General features: G+C 60.0%; 13 protein-coding genes. All 13 read left to right on the top strand.

The window, feature by feature from the left end:
• Positions 1-2: 2 nt before the first annotated feature.
• A complete protein-coding gene (locus tag FHS18_RS03820; protein ID WP_183597114.1) occupies positions 3-1,382 on the top strand; it encodes a hypothetical protein in 1,380 nt (459 codons plus the stop codon).
• Complete coding sequence (locus FHS18_RS03815) at positions 1,379-2,977, top strand: hypothetical protein (RefSeq protein ID WP_183597112.1); 1,599 nt, start codon at positions 1,379-1,381, stop codon at positions 2,975-2,977. Before FHS18_RS03820 ends, FHS18_RS03815 begins: the two co-directional genes overlap by 4 nt.
• Before the next feature lie 51 nt (positions 2,978-3,028).
• The gene (locus tag FHS18_RS03810) at positions 3,029-5,035 is read left to right on the top strand and encodes a hypothetical protein (protein WP_183597110.1); all 2,007 of its coding nucleotides are present in this window, start codon (positions 3,029-3,031) and stop codon (positions 5,033-5,035) included.
• Positions 5,032-6,213, top strand: a complete 1,182-nt coding sequence (locus tag FHS18_RS03805) for a carboxylate--amine ligase (protein ID WP_183597107.1) — start codon at positions 5,032-5,034, stop codon at positions 6,211-6,213. The genes FHS18_RS03810 and FHS18_RS03805 overlap by 4 nt, the downstream gene beginning before the upstream one ends.
• Positions 6,120-7,205, top strand: coding sequence for a DUF3473 domain-containing protein (locus FHS18_RS03800; protein WP_183597105.1), 1,086 nt, complete (start codon positions 6,120-6,122; stop codon positions 7,203-7,205). Before FHS18_RS03805 ends, FHS18_RS03800 begins: the two co-directional genes overlap by 94 nt.
• Positions 7,202-8,806 (top strand): lipid II flippase MurJ, encoded by a 1,605-nt coding sequence (gene murJ / locus FHS18_RS03795; protein WP_183597103.1) that lies wholly within the window; start codon positions 7,202-7,204, stop codon positions 8,804-8,806. Before FHS18_RS03800 ends, murJ begins: the two co-directional genes overlap by 4 nt.
• Positions 8,800-9,525: a glycosyltransferase family 2 protein gene (locus FHS18_RS03790; RefSeq protein ID WP_183597101.1), complete on the top strand. Its 726-nt coding sequence runs from the start codon at positions 8,800-8,802 to the stop codon at positions 9,523-9,525. The genes murJ and FHS18_RS03790 overlap by 7 nt, the downstream gene beginning before the upstream one ends.
• A 7-nt stretch (positions 9,526-9,532) precedes the next feature.
• Complete coding sequence (locus FHS18_RS03785; RefSeq protein WP_183597099.1) at positions 9,533-9,973, top strand: DUF2304 domain-containing protein; 441 nt, start codon at positions 9,533-9,535, stop codon at positions 9,971-9,973.
• 61 nt (positions 9,974-10,034) lie between these two features.
• Positions 10,035-11,711, top strand: a complete 1,677-nt coding sequence (locus FHS18_RS03780; RefSeq protein ID WP_183597097.1) for an HD-GYP domain-containing protein — start codon at positions 10,035-10,037, stop codon at positions 11,709-11,711.
• A 71-nt stretch (positions 11,712-11,782) separates the two neighbouring features.
• A complete protein-coding gene (locus FHS18_RS03775; protein ID WP_183597095.1) occupies positions 11,783-12,724 on the top strand; it encodes an NAD-dependent epimerase/dehydratase family protein in 942 nt (313 codons plus the stop codon).
• Positions 12,725-12,956: 232 nt separating this feature from the next.
• The gene (locus FHS18_RS03770; protein ID WP_183597093.1) at positions 12,957-14,900 is read left to right on the top strand and encodes an asparagine synthase-related protein; all 1,944 of its coding nucleotides are present in this window, start codon (positions 12,957-12,959) and stop codon (positions 14,898-14,900) included.
• Positions 14,901-14,938: 38 nt separating this feature from the next.
• Positions 14,939-15,076, top strand: a complete 138-nt coding sequence (locus FHS18_RS03765) for a paeninodin family lasso peptide (RefSeq protein ID WP_183597091.1) — start codon at positions 14,939-14,941, stop codon at positions 15,074-15,076.
• Positions 15,077-15,210: 134 nt separating this feature from the next.
• Complete coding sequence (locus FHS18_RS03760) at positions 15,211-17,001, top strand: ABC transporter ATP-binding protein (RefSeq protein ID WP_183597089.1); 1,791 nt, start codon at positions 15,211-15,213, stop codon at positions 16,999-17,001.
• Positions 17,002-17,028 lie beyond the last annotated feature (27 nt).

Raw genomic sequence — 17,028 nt, 5'->3', positions numbered from 1 at the left:
CCTTGAGCAAGAAGGTGCGGGATTTGCCGAAGGTATGGTTCGGCTGCCACCGCAGGGAGACGGAGCGGCTCTTCCGCAAGCTGGACGCCTTGCAGAACCGGGTGGCCGACGAGCTGGAGGAGCGCGTGAAGAAAGAGCGCATTCGCCATGAGCAGCTGCGCCTGAGGCTCGCTGAGCTCTCTCCGGCGCAAGCAGGCCAGGCGGGCGGCATCGAGGCGTCCGAGGAAGCGTTCGCCCATCTGCTGCAGGACCGGTTAGGACGATCCGTCGAGGCGATTACCCGGCAGGGAGAAGCGGAGGCGAATGCGCTCGAGCAGCTGATGATTCGGCAAAAAGCGGAGCATAAGGCACAGTTGCAGGCGATCGACAAGCAGCTGGCCGAATACGAAGCGGTCATCGAGCGGCTGCTGGAGGAAGCGGATGCGGTCATCGAATCGCTCCGGTCCGCCAAGGCCGAAGGAATCGCGATGCCGATAACCGATACGATCACGCGAATGTTGGCCGCTGCATCCGCTCAGTTGGAGAGCACGCTGCCGGAGCCGCTTCATGCGGAACCGGATTCGAGCGTGCAGTCTAACCCGGAGGCTGCGCAAATGAACGAATCGGTAGCGCAGACGGTGAAGAACGCGAAGGTGATCGAGCTGCGGCTAAGATCGATGCTCAAGACGATGGAGGAGGCAAAGTCCGGCGGTTTCCATGGCACGGTGACCGCGGACGACACTTCCGCCACGAGCAGCGCCTCCGCAGCGGCCGGCCGATGGACGGAGAAGGTGTCTCGGGCAGCCGTCAAGCGGCCGTCATCCGAGCGTTGGGGCGAGATCGACCTCTTCCTTACCGAGGTCGACGATCCCGAGCTGCTTGCTTATTGGAAAGACGATCCGGCGCTGCAGAAGAAGCCGTCTTCGCTCGTCCAGCTGGACTGGCCAGACCCAGAGCCGATGCTTGCGGAGACGCATCCTGCCCTTTCGGGCTCTGCAAGCGCAGCAGCCGAAACCGGTGCCCATGGCATGCTGCATCTAGCAACATCTCAGGCTACCGCAGAGGGGGCCGAAACCTATTCGCGCTCTGCTATCGTATCCGCTGCCGACTCATCCCGCTCCACTGCATCGTCTGTCCCGGCATCCGCACACACGCTCACGAATCGGCCTGCCCAAGCCGAGTTGGCGAGCCCGGCGCTTACAGACGAGATTAAGCAGATACAATTGCGCTATATCGTCGGCAAAATTGCCGGCGAGTCGGTCTATGCGCAAGACGGCAGCCTGATCGCCGCCAAAAGCGAGCCGATTACGCTGGAGGCGGTGCAGGCCGCGGAGCGTGCCGGCAAGCTGTCCGAGCTGATCGTTCATATGATCATCCCCTCCTTGGGAGGAGGGGGACGATGAGCATGCAGCTAGGAGCGACCGACCGCGAGACCCGCTTCGCGCATCTCATCGAAGCGATCATGAACAAGAACATGCTGCCGGAGGATCGCCATGAGATCGCGGCGCTGCTCGAATCGATGGGCTGGAACGACGGCCGGGCGCAGGAAGCGTTCGGCGTGGCGGATATTTTCGAGCTGGCCGCGGAGATCTGGGAGACGATCAAGCGGCGCGTCGTCACGACGGCATTCGCCGTCAATGAGCAGACCGGCGTAGCCGCGACGACGATGCAGCTCGTCAAGAGCTTCCTGCGCGGCGTTATCTTCGCCTTGCCGATGGCGTTGTCGGTCATCTCGATGCTGACGCTGCGCTTCTCGCTCTGGTCGTACCAGAACTTGTCCGTGGAGCTCGCGACCTGCATCGCGATCGGCACGATCGCCAGCTTCATCGTGGTCGGCGGGTACACGCAGGCGATCGCCCGCAGAGGGTTCTTCTATATCTCGCAGAGCTATTACAACATGGCGCGCAAAGTGACGTTCCAATTCATTCGCTTCGGGTATGTGACCGCCGGCGTCTGCGGGCTGCTGCTCCTGGTGGCCAACGTCGTGTTTAACCTTTTCCCGATGGCGATGTTCCTGTACATCATCCTGTACTTCTTCTTCCTGACGTCGATCTGGCTGTCGGTGACGGTCATGTACATCTTAAGGCGCGAACTGACGTTCACCGGGCTGATCGTGATCGGGATCGGGATCGTATACGTGTTGTTCCAGGTGGCAGGGTGGGACATCATCTTCTCGCAGCTCGTCGCGATTCTCGTCGTCTCGGTCGCGGGCATGGGGCTCGTGCTCTATTACTTCAACCAGGCGGAGAAAAAGGAAGAGAAGGGCATTGCCCCGAAGCTGACGCGCTTGCCCATCGCGGTCTATGCAATCATGCCGTATTTCATCTACGGCTTCTTATATTTCACCTTCCTGTTCGTGGACCGGGTGATGGCTTGGTCGGCGAATGAGTCGTATATGCCGTACTTCATCTGGTTCCGGGGCGAGTACGAGCTGGGGCTGGATTTCGCGCTGCTGTCGCTCATGATCCCGCTTGGCGTCTGCGAGGTCATGGTGAACAAAATGATGCTCGAGGTCGAAGCCAGCTACAAACGCTACTGGGGCTTCGAGGCGGGACTGATGAACGAGCGGTTCCAGCAGATCTACGTCCGAATGCTCGTCATCGTGACGGCGGTGTCCGCGGCGAGCGCCGCGCTCATCTTCTACCTCATGCTCATCTTCGACCGCATGTATCTGGCCAGCCGCGGGGAGCATCTGATCGCCAGCAACACGACGATGTTCGTCTTCGTCATCGGGTTGCTCTCCTATGTCATCCTGGCGATCGGGCTGATGAATTCCGTCACGTTATTCGCGATCTCCCAGCCTGAGCTCATCAACAAGGCCATCGTACGGGCGCTGCTCGTCAACATGGTCACCGGTTTCCTGCTCAGCCGTTGGATCGGCTACGAATGGGCGGTATTCGGCGTGCTGGCCGGTTCGGTCGTGTTCACGCTGCTGTCTTACCGTTCGATGCGGCAGGTACTAGGCAAGCTGGATTACTATTTGTACGTCATGTCTTAACGCACGATGGGCACCGTGCGGACGGATGGCGTTCTTACAAGGAGGGGCGGCATGAACTACGCATCGCTATCGAATCAGCTGTATGCAATGGCACACTATCTGTTCGCGTTCGCGGTGCTGTATCTCGTGCTGCCCCGATTCTTCCTGAAGGGCGCGGAGGGCGGCAGAGAAGACCGGTTCGTCAACGTGACGGCGCGTCTGTGCAAGGCGGCGACGATCTATATCGTGCTCGTTTACCTGCTGACGCTGCTGCAGCTGTACGAATTCATGGCTTTCACAGCCGTCCTGCTGCTCATCGCGACGTGGCAGCTCTGGAAGCGGGGATCGCAAAGGGCAAGGGCAGAAGCGGCCCATGCGCTGAATTTGCGGTTCTACGCCCTGCTGGAGAAGCCGGCGTGGATGCAAGGGCCGTATTGGCCGCGGCTTACCCGCAAGTGGCGGCCGAAGCAATGGAGGTCGTCCATCAAGCAGGCGCGGGGAGCGTGGGCGGCGGCTTTGCTGCTGGCCGCGGTTATTCTCATCAGCGCCTACATGCGGTTCTACGATGCCTTCCATTCCGCCGCGCCGGCCATGTCGGACGGGGCGGTAACGCTGGCTTGGATGAAGTACATCAATGCCCGCATCCTGTTCCACGACGGCATCTATCCGCAAGGGTATTACATCACGTTGTCGCTCTTGAGCAAATTCGCCGCGATCGACCCGCTGTATATTCTCAAATACAACGGCCCGCTGTCCAGCACGCTTACCCTCGTCGGACTGTACTTGATCCTCTCCCGGATGACCGGCAGCCAAATAGCGGGAATCGCGGGCGCGGCCGTGTACGGCTTCGGAGGCGAAGCGGTGTTCGGCGGGGATTGGGAGCGCCAGGCGGCGAGCAACTCGCAGGAATACGCGTACATCTACCTGTACCCGTCGCTCCTGTTCATGCTTCGCTATCTGCAGCGGGGCAGCAGACTGGAGCTGTGGGCGGCCGCGGGAGCGCTGACGACGGCGGGGCTTATCCATTCGCTGGCTTTTGCCTATGCGGGCATGGGGCTTGGCGTTGCGCTCATCTCCGCTGCATTGACGCCCGAGGTCCGTTCCTGGCGGCGGATCGGGCTGCTAGCCGTGGTCGGCATCGGCACGGTGATCGTCTCTTATGCGCCGGTTCAGCTTGCGCTCTGGTCCGGTGTGGGGCTGAACGAGAGCGCAGCGGATTTTCTGATCAGCCGGACGGAGGCCGCGCTGCCGGAACTGCATCTGATGGACCATATCGCCCTGGCCGGCATCGCGGTTACGATCATCAGCGGACTGATCAACTGGCGCCGCCGGGAGTATCGCCTTATGGAGTGGTTCGCGATCGGCTTCGGCACGGCGTCGTTCTTGCTCTACTACATCGTCCCGTACATCACGAAGAGTACCGTGCTCGCGGCCCGCACGCAGTCGCTCTGGTCGCTCGGCCTGTGCTTTACGACCGGTTTCGCCTGGTGGTCGCTGTGGCGGCTGCTGTCCCGCATACGCTGGCGTTCTTTCGTCGAGTTCCCGGTTGCGATTGCGGCCTTCGCCGCGCTCGCTCTGTATGCGCAGCTGTCGCCGATCGTGGCTTACAAGATGGACTGGGAGAGCGTGTTCCGGCAATATTTGCGCATCGCGTCGCTGCATCCGGCCAAGACATGGACGATTTTCTCGCAGGAGGAAGGCTATTCGCTCGTCTACGGGATGGGCTGGCATCAATACGTCCGCAATCTGGTGACCGAATACGATCCGGCGAAGACGCCGCTGACCCGTTACGGACAGAGCGAGTACGATGCGGACGCGACGCCCCATATTTATATTTTCGATGAGAAAGAAGTGTTTCGCGTCTCCAAGGCGTCCAGCATCTACGAGAGCCTGGAGCAGAACCGATACATCAAGCACGAAGAGGACATCGTCCTGCTCGCCAAATGGCTGGCCGCCTACAAGACGGCCCATGGCTTGCCCGAGCTGTTCTACGAGGACGAGCACCTGCGGATCTGGCATATCGAGCAGCCGCAGCCCGAGGATGAGGAGAATCGCCGCATCTGGGGGACGCCGTCATGAAGCCTCATATGCCTGGCGTACTCGTCACGGACGCGCTGCTGCGCAAATCGCTTGCCGCCGTCCGTTCGCTAGGCCGCAGCGGTTATCCAGTGACAGTCGCGGAGTCGACGCGGTTCACTCCGGCGGGATTCTCGCGTTATTGCGGGGAACGGTGGATCAGCCCTTCACCCGTCGACTCGCCTGACGATTACGCGGAATGGCTGATCGGCAGAGCGAAGAAACAGCCAGGCCTCGTGCTGATGCCGATGGATGAAGCGAGCGTGCGCATCGTGCTGGAGCAGGAGAGGGAGCTCGCGCCGTTTAGCTGGATGCTGCAGCCGTCGCTCGCTTCATTTCGGCTGGCGGCGGATAAATACGAGACGGCGCGGGCCGCCGAGTCGCTCGGCATGGCGTGTCCGAAGACGGTTCGTCCGTCGGCGGAAGCGGAGTTGCTTACTTTTGCCAAGGATAACGGCTTCCCGCTCGTCGTTAAACCGCTGCATAGCTCGGGATCCCGGGGAATCCGCATCGTGGAGAATGAGGCGGCGCTGCGTGCCGCTTATGCCCAAGTGACTGCCGATTTCGGCGAGCCGCCGATGATCCAGCAGTATATCCCGCCCGGAGAGCGGCTGGATGCGGCGCTGCTCATAGATAGCGAAGGCAGGACGGCCGCCAGCTTCGTGCAGCGGGAGGTGCGGCATTACCCGGTGAAGATTGGGCCGAGCACCGTGCAGGAGAGTATCGAGGCACCTGAGCTGGTCGAGCAAGCGGAGACATTGCTGCGCAAGCTGGGTTGGCGCGGCATCGCCGAGGTCGAGTGGATGCGCGATCCGCGGGACGGGGAACTTAAGCTGATGGAGATTAACCCCCGTTACTGGAACTCGCTCCATCTGGCGATCCAGTCCGGCGTCGATTTTCCGCTGCTGCACGTGCGGCTCGCGCTTGGTGAACGGGTAGAGCCGGTTCGCCGTTATCGAATCGGCCAGATGACGCGCAATCTGCTGCCGGGCGATCTTCTCCATGCGCTGTCCGTCCGCAAGGTTCGGGGGCTACAGCCGCCGCTCTTCGGCTCGCGGGGACTTCCGGTCGAGGACGATATTCTGTCGTGGCGCGATCCGATGGCAGCGGCGGGGTTCATGATGAGCTGCGCCCGTTATGCGCTGGATGCCGGCATGTGGCGGTCGCTGCTGAAGCGATGACCGCTCAGGCGGGGGCTTCAAGGACGGTTTGCGAGATGTGTTGCAGCCGAGAGGTCGCAGCCGCATATGTAACGATACGAACGAACGAGAACTTCCCGCAGAAGGAGGAACGCAGGATGGATAACGCGCTGACGGTGGACGTGGAGGACTACTATATGACCAATGGACTCGCAATTCCGCCTGCACAGTGGAGCCGCTACGAAGACCGGATCGTCGGGAGCACGATGGGACTGCTCGATCTATTCGCGGAATATCGGGTGCGGGGCACGTTCTTCGTCCTGGGATGCGTCGCCGAGCGGCATCCGGAGTTAGTGCGAGAGATTGCCCGGCGCGGCCATGAGATCGGCTCCCACGGTACGTGGCATCAGCTGGTGAACGAACAGTCGCTGGAGGAGTTCCGTGCCGACATTCGCGCGTCCAAAAGCATACTCGAAACGATCACCGGCATGAGCGTTCGGCTCTATCGCGCCCCGTCATGGTCGATCGGGCCGGGCCGCTACGAAGCCTTGCGCATTCTGGCCGAGGAAGGCTTCAGCTGCGATTCGAGCATCCAGCCTTTCCATACGCCGCTGTCCGGGGTTGCGGGGGCGCCGGTCGCGCCTTTCCGCCCTGTCGTGGATGGCTTGCCCGCAGATCTGGTCGAGTTCCCTCCCTCGGTAACTAAGGTAGGGGGCGTGACGGTGCCGTTCTCGGGCGGATTTTACTTGCGCGCGACGCCTTATTCGTTCGTGAAGTGGGCGCTGAAGCGGGTGAACAAGGCAAGGCCGGGCATGATCTACGTCCATCCGTGGGAGATCGATGCCAGCCAGCCGCGCCTGCCGGCCAATCCGCTAATCCGTTTCGTGCAATACTACGGCCTCGGGGATACGAAGAAGAAGCTGCGACGCTTGCTCGAAGATTTCTCGTTCCGGCCGCTCGGGGAGATTCTGCAAGGGCAGCATTATAAGCCGGAGCTGCTGCATACGGCTTCTCCCGCCAAGGGGATGTCGTGAACGGGAGCAAGAGCAGGCGCGGGTCTGCGGGTGCGGCTGGATCATCGAGGCTTAGCGCAAAAGGCGATCGTGTCCGGCGTCCTTCGTCCGGCCTGTTCGTAATTGGCGGCGTAACGCTCATTAATCTCCTGATCGCAGGCGTCTCATTCTTGAAGGATTTGTCGTTCGCGGCGTATTTCGGCACTTCGTCCGCTGCCGATGTCGTCAACACCGCGTATCTGCTGCCGGAAACGCTCGGATATAACTTAATCGCGGCGGTCATTGCGGTCGCGACAGTGCCTTCTTTCACGCGGCTATGGACCGGCGGCAATGTGGAGGGGTTCCGCACCATGGTGAAGCGCCTTGCCCTGCATACCGCATTGGCAATGGCGGCGATCGGGTGTGTGCTGCTCCTTCTGCGTCCCGTAATTGCGCCCCTATTCGGCTATTCGCCTGCAGATCCGGCGCTGCCGGTCTTTAAGCCGCTCTATGCGCTGCTCCTGATCACCTTGCCGTTGTTCCCCCTCTATGCGACATTCGCGGGCGCGCTGCAAGCCTCGGGCGCTTTCTATGCCGCGGCGATCGGCCCGCTGCTGCTGAACGCCTTCATGCTGGTTGCGGTCATTGCGAGTCTCGCCTTCGGACTGGCTCCGGCTTCGGGCGCTTATGTATTCGCCGGCTCGATTGCCGCGGGCACTGCTGCCATGGCTGCCTTGACCGCGATTGCGATCCGCAGGAAGCTTGCACCGAGCAGAAGCGGCAACATGCGAACGAATTCGTCGAAGCTAGCGGCGGCGGTGTTATCGTTGGAAGCAGGCGGGCTGCCCGTTCAAGGGGCGATGTCACCGGCGGTATGGCAAGAGTCGACGGACGAGGGGCGGCCAGAGCGGGCTGCGCACAGCGGCCGTGCCGAGTGGGAGGCTCGAGCGGCTACCCCGGGACGCAAGGCTGCCGAATCGGCGCGGGACGAGAGCATGAGGGGCATTTACCGGCTGTTCGTGCCTTTTTTCCTGCTGACGCTGTGCACGCAGGTCGTCTATGCCTTGGAGCGGGTCATGGCCTCTCAGCTGCATACGGGGACGATCACTGCGTTAACCTATGCGTACCGGATCGCTCAATTCCCGAACTGGGTGTTCGTGGCTGCCGTCACCGCGGTGCTGCTGCCTTCCTTATCTCGCGTATCGCATACGAGAGAAGAGCGGCGGCAGCAGATATTGCGCGCGATAAAGGGCACACTAATGCTGCTATTGCCAGTCGCTCTCGTCTTATTCTTGTGCCGCAGGCCCATCATCGCGCTGCTGCTGGGCAGAGGCGCATTCGATGCGGCTGCGGTCGAGCAGACGGCTGAACTGCTAGCCGGTTATGCGCTCAGCGTACCCGGCCTGGCGATCTCGGCTATCGGGGTTCGTTATTATTTGGCCGTAGGCCGTGTCTATAAGCCTGCCGCAATCTATGCGCTTGCGGCGGGAGGCAATCTGTTATTCGACTACTTGCTGCTCGATCAGCTCGGGGCGAGCGCGCTCGGGTATGGAGCATGCGCCGGCTGGACGTTAAATGCCGTCTTGATGATCTGGCTCATCTCCCGCGAATCCGATTCTACCAGGAGGGAACCGGCATGTTGAATCGATATTTGGTCGTCATTCCCGCATTCAATGAAGAACAGAATATTGGCCGTGTGCTGGAGGGTCTCATCGCCGCCAAGCTGCCGCTCGATATATTGGTCATTAACGACGGCTCGCGCGACCGGACTTGCCAGGAGGCATCCCGTTACCGGGAGGTGACCGTCATCTCGCATCCGTGCAATCTCGGATACGGCGCCGCGCTGCAGACCGGGTACAAGTATGCGATGAAAAAAGGCTACCCCTACATCATTCAGTTCGACTCCGACGGCCAGCACAGCGTGGAGGACTTGCCCGCGATCATGCACGAGCTCGAACATAGCGGCGCGGACATCGTCATGGGCTCGCGTTTCATCAGCCGCGAAGGGTTCGAGACCGGCGTGGTCAAAGGCGTCGGCATCGGGTTCTTCCGGATGCTCATCCGTCGGCTGACCGGGAAGAAGATCACGGATCCGACTTCCGGGCTGCGCGGCGTCTCGCAGCGCGTGTTCAACTATTATTCCGTGCGGGACCGGTTCCCGGCGGACTTCCCGGATGCGGATATTCTGATCCAGCAGATCCTGATGAAATTCACGATCCACGAGGTGCCGGCGCACATGAAGCAGCGGGAGGCCGGCGTGTCCATGCATGCGGGACTGAAGCCGATCTTCTACATGATGCAGATTCTGATGAGCATCGTTATCGTGCTCATCCGGCACAAGCTTAGCAGGAAGGTGGCTTGAAGCGGAGATGCAGGACGTCTTGCGATGGTTTATTCTGTTATGCGGCATTGTATTCTCCTACATCATTATCCGACTGCTCCTGAAGCACAAAATCAACGCGCGCAACTCCGTCGCCTGGCTGCTCAGCGTTGTCGCCGTCCTCTTGCTAGCCGCCTTTCCTGGGGGGCTCGATCGACTGGCGAATGTCGTCGGGGTCCAGTATCCGCCGACGCTTATGTTCTTGTTCTCGACGCTCGTGCTGCTGCTGATCGTGCTCTATCAGTCGATGCAGATTTCGACCGTGAACGAGAAGATTCGCCAGCTGAGCCAGCATGTCGCGCTCCACGATCTCGACAATGATCTGTTGGCCCGCGAGGTGCGCGGAGCGGGAGCTTCGGCAGTCGGCAAACCGCCGCAGAAGAGCGTCAATCCGCCGACGCCAGCGCCTTCGCAGGAATGGCTGCAATAAGCAGGCGAGTAAAGGGAAGGGACAACGTGGACGCCCGAATTCGAGAGAGGAGGCCGCCGTATTGGAGACGATAACATCAGCAATCGACGATCTGCCCGCCTATGCGGTCCTTCTCGCCGTAGGCGTGTTGCTGATCCTTCTGCTCATCGTGCTCGGCATGCTGCAGCGTTATCGGGCACAACTAAGGCAAGCCGCGTATTTGGAGCGAATGGTGAAGTTAATTCAGCCGGACGCCGGTTTGGAAAATAACTTAAATCTGCTGCTCGAGACCATCAGCCCGATCGTCGACGCGCATGGCTACGCCTTCTATATCCGAGACTCGGAAGAAGGCGACTTCATGCTGAAGGCGGTCCGTCACCGCGGGCAGGATCCGGTGCAGATCGGCCCTTCGTACAGCGGGCTTTTGCCGTATCAGAAGGAGGTCTATCTCCCGCCGCTCCATATCAAAGCCGATCAATCCTCGCAGACGCTCGGCGTCATTCATGCCGGGGACGTCCCGCTCTACAATATGCCGGTCGGCAAGCGGGGGTTGGTGCGAATCGGTCCGATCCCGAGGCTGTCACGAGGACAGCGGGAGCGGCTTGCCGCGATCAGTTCGCTGCTGCCTCAATTGGTCGACGTCTTGGCCGAGTCCGAACGGCTGCAGCTGAAAGCGGATGTCGTAGAGACGTCGCGCGCGGCGCTTCAGGCGATCAGCAGCATGGTCATGGACCAAGAGGCAGTGGTGAGCAAAGCGTTCATGATGTCGCAGGCCGCCCTTGGCGTCTCCGGCGGATGCTTGTTCGTCTCCGACCATGGCACCGTGTCGATGCCGGTCTTCTTCGGTTGGTCCCAGCAGATTGCCGATCGTCTGGCGGATCCCAGCCAGCTCTCCATGCTGATTCAGCTGATGAGCCCGCATGAGCTGGTGCTGTGGGATAAGGACGATGAGGAATTCGACCAGGTCGTGTCCCTCCTCGGCGGGATCGGCGATGGTCTGCTTGCTTCGGGCACGCTGCCGCTGCCCGGCAAGAAGGCGTGGTTCATCTGCGGTCTGCCGCTGCATGCCGCCTCGGACATGACCCGCGAGCAGGTGACGACGACGCTGACGATGATGGCCCGCGAGCTCGCCAGATTGTTGGCCGTGCAGGAACGGATGAAGCCTTTTGCCTACTCGTATTCCGAATTCCTGAAGCTGCTCGCCAGCACCATCGACGATCTGAACCCGCAGACGATCGGTTACTCGCAGCTGATGAGCCGCTACGCGATCATACTCGCCAAGGAGCTCGGCCTTCCGCCGAAGCAGATCCGGGATATCGGGACGGCCGCGTACTTGAGCAACATCGGGGTGCTGGGACTGTCGGAAGAGCTGTACTTGAAGGAAGGGCGATTCACCGAGATCGAGTATGAAAAAATGAAGCTCCACGTCGAGGTCGGCGCCGCCATTGCCGAGACGACGCTCGGCAGCCGGGAGATCGCCGATGCGATCCGCTATCACCATGAGCGCATCGACGGCCAAGGCTACCCGCTGGGCCTCGAGGGGCAAGCGATCCCGATCGGGGCACGGATTATCAGCGTCGTCCAGACTTTCCTCGCCAAGGTCAATGGACGCCGTTATCGCGACCCGCTCCCGTTCGACCAAGCGATCAAGTCGATGGAGTCGCTCGCGGGCACCCAGCTCGACAGCGATGTCGTCCAGGCGCTCATCCGCTGGTTCGAGCGCAGCCACAGCGGCGCGCAGTCGCCGGCCGGTACATAATTCGGAAGAGGACAAGTCAGGGCAGTAACCCGCTACGCGCAGGACCACCACCACGAGGGAGCTGATGACGCATGAGTAAAGTAATCGTAACGGGCGGCGCCGGGTTTATCGGCTCGCATATAGTCGATAAGCTGATCCGCCTTGGCCATCAGGTGCTCGTCGTCGACAATCTGAGCACGGGGCGCCTCAGCAATCTGAACCAGGGCGCATTGTTCCGCCGGATGGATATCAACGATGACCGGCTGAGCGACGTGTTCACGGCCTTCAGGCCGGAGGTGGTCATCCATCATGCCGCCCAAGTATCGGTGGCCCACTCCATGAAGAATCCGCTTCTCGATGCCAAGGTCAATATCATGGGCACGATCAACGTGTTGGAGGCATGCCAGCGCAGCGGGGCGGGCAAAATTATCTACGCCTCTTCCGCGGCCGTGTACGGCAAGCCGGAGCGGGCGGTTATCGACGAGGATCATGCGCTTAATCCGATGTCGTTCTACGGCATTTCGAAGCATACGCCCGAGCACTATATCGAGACGTATGCCGAGCTGATCGGGCTGGAATATACGATTTTTCGCTATTCGAATGTGTACGGGGGGCGCCAGGATGCGCATGGAGAGGGGGGCGTCGTCTCGATCTTCACCGATCGTCTCCTCAGCAACGAGAAGTGTCTCATCTTCGGGGACGGCGAGCAGACGCGCGACTTCATCTATGTCAAAGATATCGTCGAGGCCAACATTGCCGCGATGACGCGCGGCAGCGGCCTCATCATGAATATCAGCAACAACACGTCCACCACCGTGAACGAGCTGCTGCGGACGATGTGCGAGCTGCTGGGCAAGCCGTTCAGCCCGACCTACATGCCGTCCCGCCCGGGCGACATCAAGGACAGCATGCTAGACAATTCGCGCGCTCGTCGGGAGCTCGGCTGGGCGCCGGGCTGCACGCTCCAAGTCGGCCTTGAGGAGACGCTCCATTACGAGCAGCTGCAGAAGCGATTGCGGAAAGGCGCCAGTTGATGGCGTCTTTTTTGCGTTGTTAGGAAAATGCAAGGGAATTCTATTACTAGAACATTCTTGACGCAGAATCGGTGGAAACACTTTGTTTAATTACTTGAATTTCGCGTTAGTTAGACAAAAGTTCCCATGGTTCGCTACATACATTGTTCGATCGCTTTGGCTATAATGCGGATACATCGGCATGTTTTGCGCAGTGTCGTGAAATCTCCCTATGACAGAGCGAGGGTTATTCTTGAGCGCGATATTTGGTATTGTCCCACAAACTTCCGATCGTCCGTACGCGCCCGATCTCCCCTTGCGGATGCAGCGCGAACTTGCCCATTATCCGAAGGACCAAGCTGGCCTGTGGAACAGCGGACCGATCGCCTTAGGATCTCATAGCCAATGGATTACGCCGGAATCGATAGGGGCAACCGAACCTTGCCATGATCCGTCGCTGCGGCTTGTCATCGCCTCGGACGCCATTCTGGATAACCGGTCGGAGCTGTTCGACTTGCTCGGCATTCCCCGCCAAGCAAGGAAGCAGATGACCGACAGCAAGTTGATCCTGCATGCTTACCGCAAATGGGGAGCGGATGCACCTAAATTTTTGATCGGCGATTATGCTTTTGCCATCTGGGACGAAGCTCGGCAGGAGCTATTCGGCGCGCGGGACCTGTTAGGCTCGCGTTCGCTTTACTATACGAAGCAAACGGATTATTTTGCCTTCTGCACGGTCGTCCATCCGCTGCTGGCCTTGCCGGGAATGACGAAGGAGCTGAACGAATCATGGCTCGCCGAATTCCTTGCGATTCCGGTTGTGCTGGATGCGGTCGACGTCCAAGGTACCTTATATAAGCATGTTCAGCAGCTGCCGCCAGGCCATCGGTTCCTGTTGCGGGACGGGAGAATGACGTTGGAGCCTTATGATTCGTTGACGTCTCCCATAACTCCGTTACGTCTGCGCTCGAACGCGGAATACGAGGAAGCCTTCCGAGAGGTTTTTCAGACAGCCGTAACGAGCAAGCTTCGTACCTTTCGCAACGTAGGGATCTGCCTAAGCGGCGGACTCGACTCTGCGAGTATCGCGGCATTCGCGGCGCAGCCTTTGCGCGAGGCGGGCCAAACGCTGCATGGATACAGCTACATCCCGGCCGCGGATTTCGAAGATTGGACTTCCCGGCGAATGGCCGCGGATGAACGTCCCTTCATACGGTCGATCACGAATCATGTAGGGAGTATTCAAGCGCATTATATGGACTTTCAAGATCGGCATTCCTTCGAGGATCTGGATGAGCTGACCGCGTTAATGGAGGGACCCTACAAATTCATTGAGAACTCCTTCTGGCTCAAAGGCATATTGGCGCAAGCCGAGCAGGAAGACATAGGCATCTTGTTGAACGGGGGACGCGGCAACTACAGCATCTCCTGGGGGCCGGCAGAGGATTACTACGCGAGCCTGCTGCGAAGGTGGAAGTGGGTTGCGCTGTACAAAGAACTGAAACAGTATGGCAGCAAAATGGCGCTCGGCCGCAAGCGCCTTCTTAGTATCATCGGCCGGCAAGCCTATCCGTCGCTGTCAAGGTTCCCCTTCTTCCGCCAAGCCCGGCACGAGCCAAGGCCTTCGTTAATCCATCCCGACTTCGCCCGAAGAACCGCCGTCTTCGAACGGCTGGCCGGCCATGATGTCGGTTTGAGCGAGGCGACTGGCGGCGATATCGAAGCGAGGCTGTCCGAATTCGGCCAATATTCCGTCTCCAATCACATCGGAACCTCGCAGACGCGGTTCTCGCTCAGATACAACCTGCAAGAGCGCGATCCGACCAGCGACCCCCGAGTCATCCGTTTCTGCCTATCCTTGCCGATCGAACAATTCGTCCAGAATGGCGAGGACCGATCGCTCATCCGCCGGGCGACGCGAGGGCGGCTGCCGGATGACGTCAGGTTGAACCAACGGGTTCGGGGAGTGCAGGGCGCGGATTGGGTTCACCGCATGCGGCATGTCTGGCCGGTTTTCATGCGAGAGGCCGCTGCCTGCGCCGAGGATCCCCGGCTCGCCGCCTATCTGGATGTCGACCAGATTCGGCGTTCGGTCACGGTCATCGGCGATGCGCCCAGCGCTTCACGCGCGTTCGATCCGCATGCGCGCCTGTTAATGCTAAGCGTGATGATGGGCCGTTTTCTCAGTAGGCTATGAGCACGCATTTAGGGCTTAGGGAGAGGAGGTGAACCGAGATGGAGAACGTGAAGAAGGAATGGCAGCAACTTTCACTAGAGATCCTGGAAGTGGATCAGACAATGGGCGGTCCCAATGGCTTCGTGCCGGACAAGAACAACAAAGGAACCAACAAAGGCCAGGTCCATGATTCCTAGATCATAACGTACTTAAGCGCTCGGCTCTAGCTTGATCTAGGGCCGGGCGGTCTTTGCCTTATACGGACTCGCCATTGTTGGCGGCGGGCCGATGGGTTGCCGAAGTTGTCGAACGTAAGGGAGAGGAATGTAGGATGGCGGCAATGTGGGTGTATGTGCGCAAACTGTATGGTTACGCGGGGTTCAGACTTCCGCTCCATCTGATCGGGATGATCGCCGTGAGCATGCTCGAAGGATTGAATCTGTTTATCCTCGTCCCATTGCTGTCGCTGATCGGCTTGTTCGATTCCGCCGGTAACGGGCTTCCGTTCGTCAACCTGCTGTCCGATGCGCTGCAAGGTTTGCCGGCTACGGGGAAGCTCGCCGTGATCCTGGGCCTGTTCGTCGTGATCATCACCTTGCAGGCGGTGTTGCAGCGCGCGCAATCCGATTGGGGCGAACGAATCGAGCAAGGCTATATCCGGCATCTCCGGACGGACATCTATACGGGGTTGCTGCAAGCTCGCTGGACGTTCTTCCTGAGCAAGAAACGCTCGGATTACTTGCATATTCTGACCGCGGAACTGCCTCGGGTCAGCTTCGGCATTTATCAAGTGTTGAACCTTGCCACGGTTCTGCTGTTTACCGCCGTTCAAGTGGCGCTCGCGGTTTATTTGTCTTGGCCGCTGACGTTATGCATCCTTGCCTGCGGACTGATGCTGGCGCTCCTGACGCGGACCTATGCCAGACAAGCCCGGGTTTTGGGCGACGAGGCAACCGCATTATCGGAAACCTATTACGGCGGGATCACCGAGCATTTAAGCGGGCTGAAGGAGATCAAGAGCAACCGGCTCGAGCGGCACCATCTGCAATGGTTCCGCGCGCTTACCTCCAAGATGGAGAAGAACGTCATCGGCTTCAATCGCGTTCAGTCGATGTCGCAATTTTATTATCGCCTCGCTTCCGGCTTGCTGCTGGCTCTATTCCTGTTTCTTGCCGTTGCCGTCTTTCGCGTTCCGGGGGAGCGGCTTGTGATGATCGTGATTATTTTCTCGCGGCTATGGCCGAAATTCGCTTCTCTGCAGTCTGGCGGGGAACAGCTTGCCCAGACTTTGCCGGCCTTCGCGAGCCTGGAGCGCCTCGAGCGCGACTTGGCCGCTGTGCGTGAGGCAGGCAACGATGCAACAACCGACAGTGAACACCCCCTCGTCGTAACCGGGCACATCGAATGCCGCAATGTCTGCTATCGCTATGACACGGAGGCAGCCGGTTACACGCTTGATCATATCCAACTGCAAATCCCCGCGCATTCCATGACCGCGATCGTCGGCAGATCGGGAGCGGGGAAGAGCACGCTGATCGACTTGCTCATCGGTCTCATCGAGCCGGAGCAGGGCACTGTTCTGGTCGATGGAATCCCGTTGGACGCCAAGCGGGCTTTGGCGCTTCGCGACCGGGTCGGCTATGTTCCTCAGGAGCCGTTCCTGTTCCATGCGACCTTGCGCGAGAATCTCCGCCTCGCAGCGCCTGAAGCGACGGAGGACCGGATGTGGGAAGCTCTGCGTTTATCCGCTTCCGAACCGTTCGTCAGGCAGCTGCCGCAAGGCCTCGACACCTTGCTTGGCGACCGCGGGATCCGGCTGTCCGGCGGGGAACGGCAGCGGATCGTGCTCGCAAGGGCGCTTCTGCGCAAGCCGGCTATCCTGATCCTGGATGAGGCGACCAGCGCCTTGGACAGCGAAAGCGAGGTCTTCATTCAAGAAGCGTTGACCAGGCTTCAAGGGAGTATGACGATTATCGTCATTGCCCACCGGCTGTCCACGATCCGTGGAGCGGACCAAGTTCTCGTGATGGACAATGGCGCGATCATTCAACAAGGCGCTTACCATCAGGTTAAGTCCGATACGGACGGCATGTTCAGCCGGCTGCTGCAGCTTCAAGCCTAGGTGGGACATATCCGCGGCCGCTCCTTG

It is taken from the genome of Paenibacillus phyllosphaerae, from assembly GCF_014192105.1.
Classification (GTDB): Bacteria; Bacillota; Bacilli; order Paenibacillales; family Paenibacillaceae; genus Paenibacillus_Z; species Paenibacillus_Z phyllosphaerae.
This window is presented reverse-complemented; position numbering and strand designations above follow the sequence as displayed.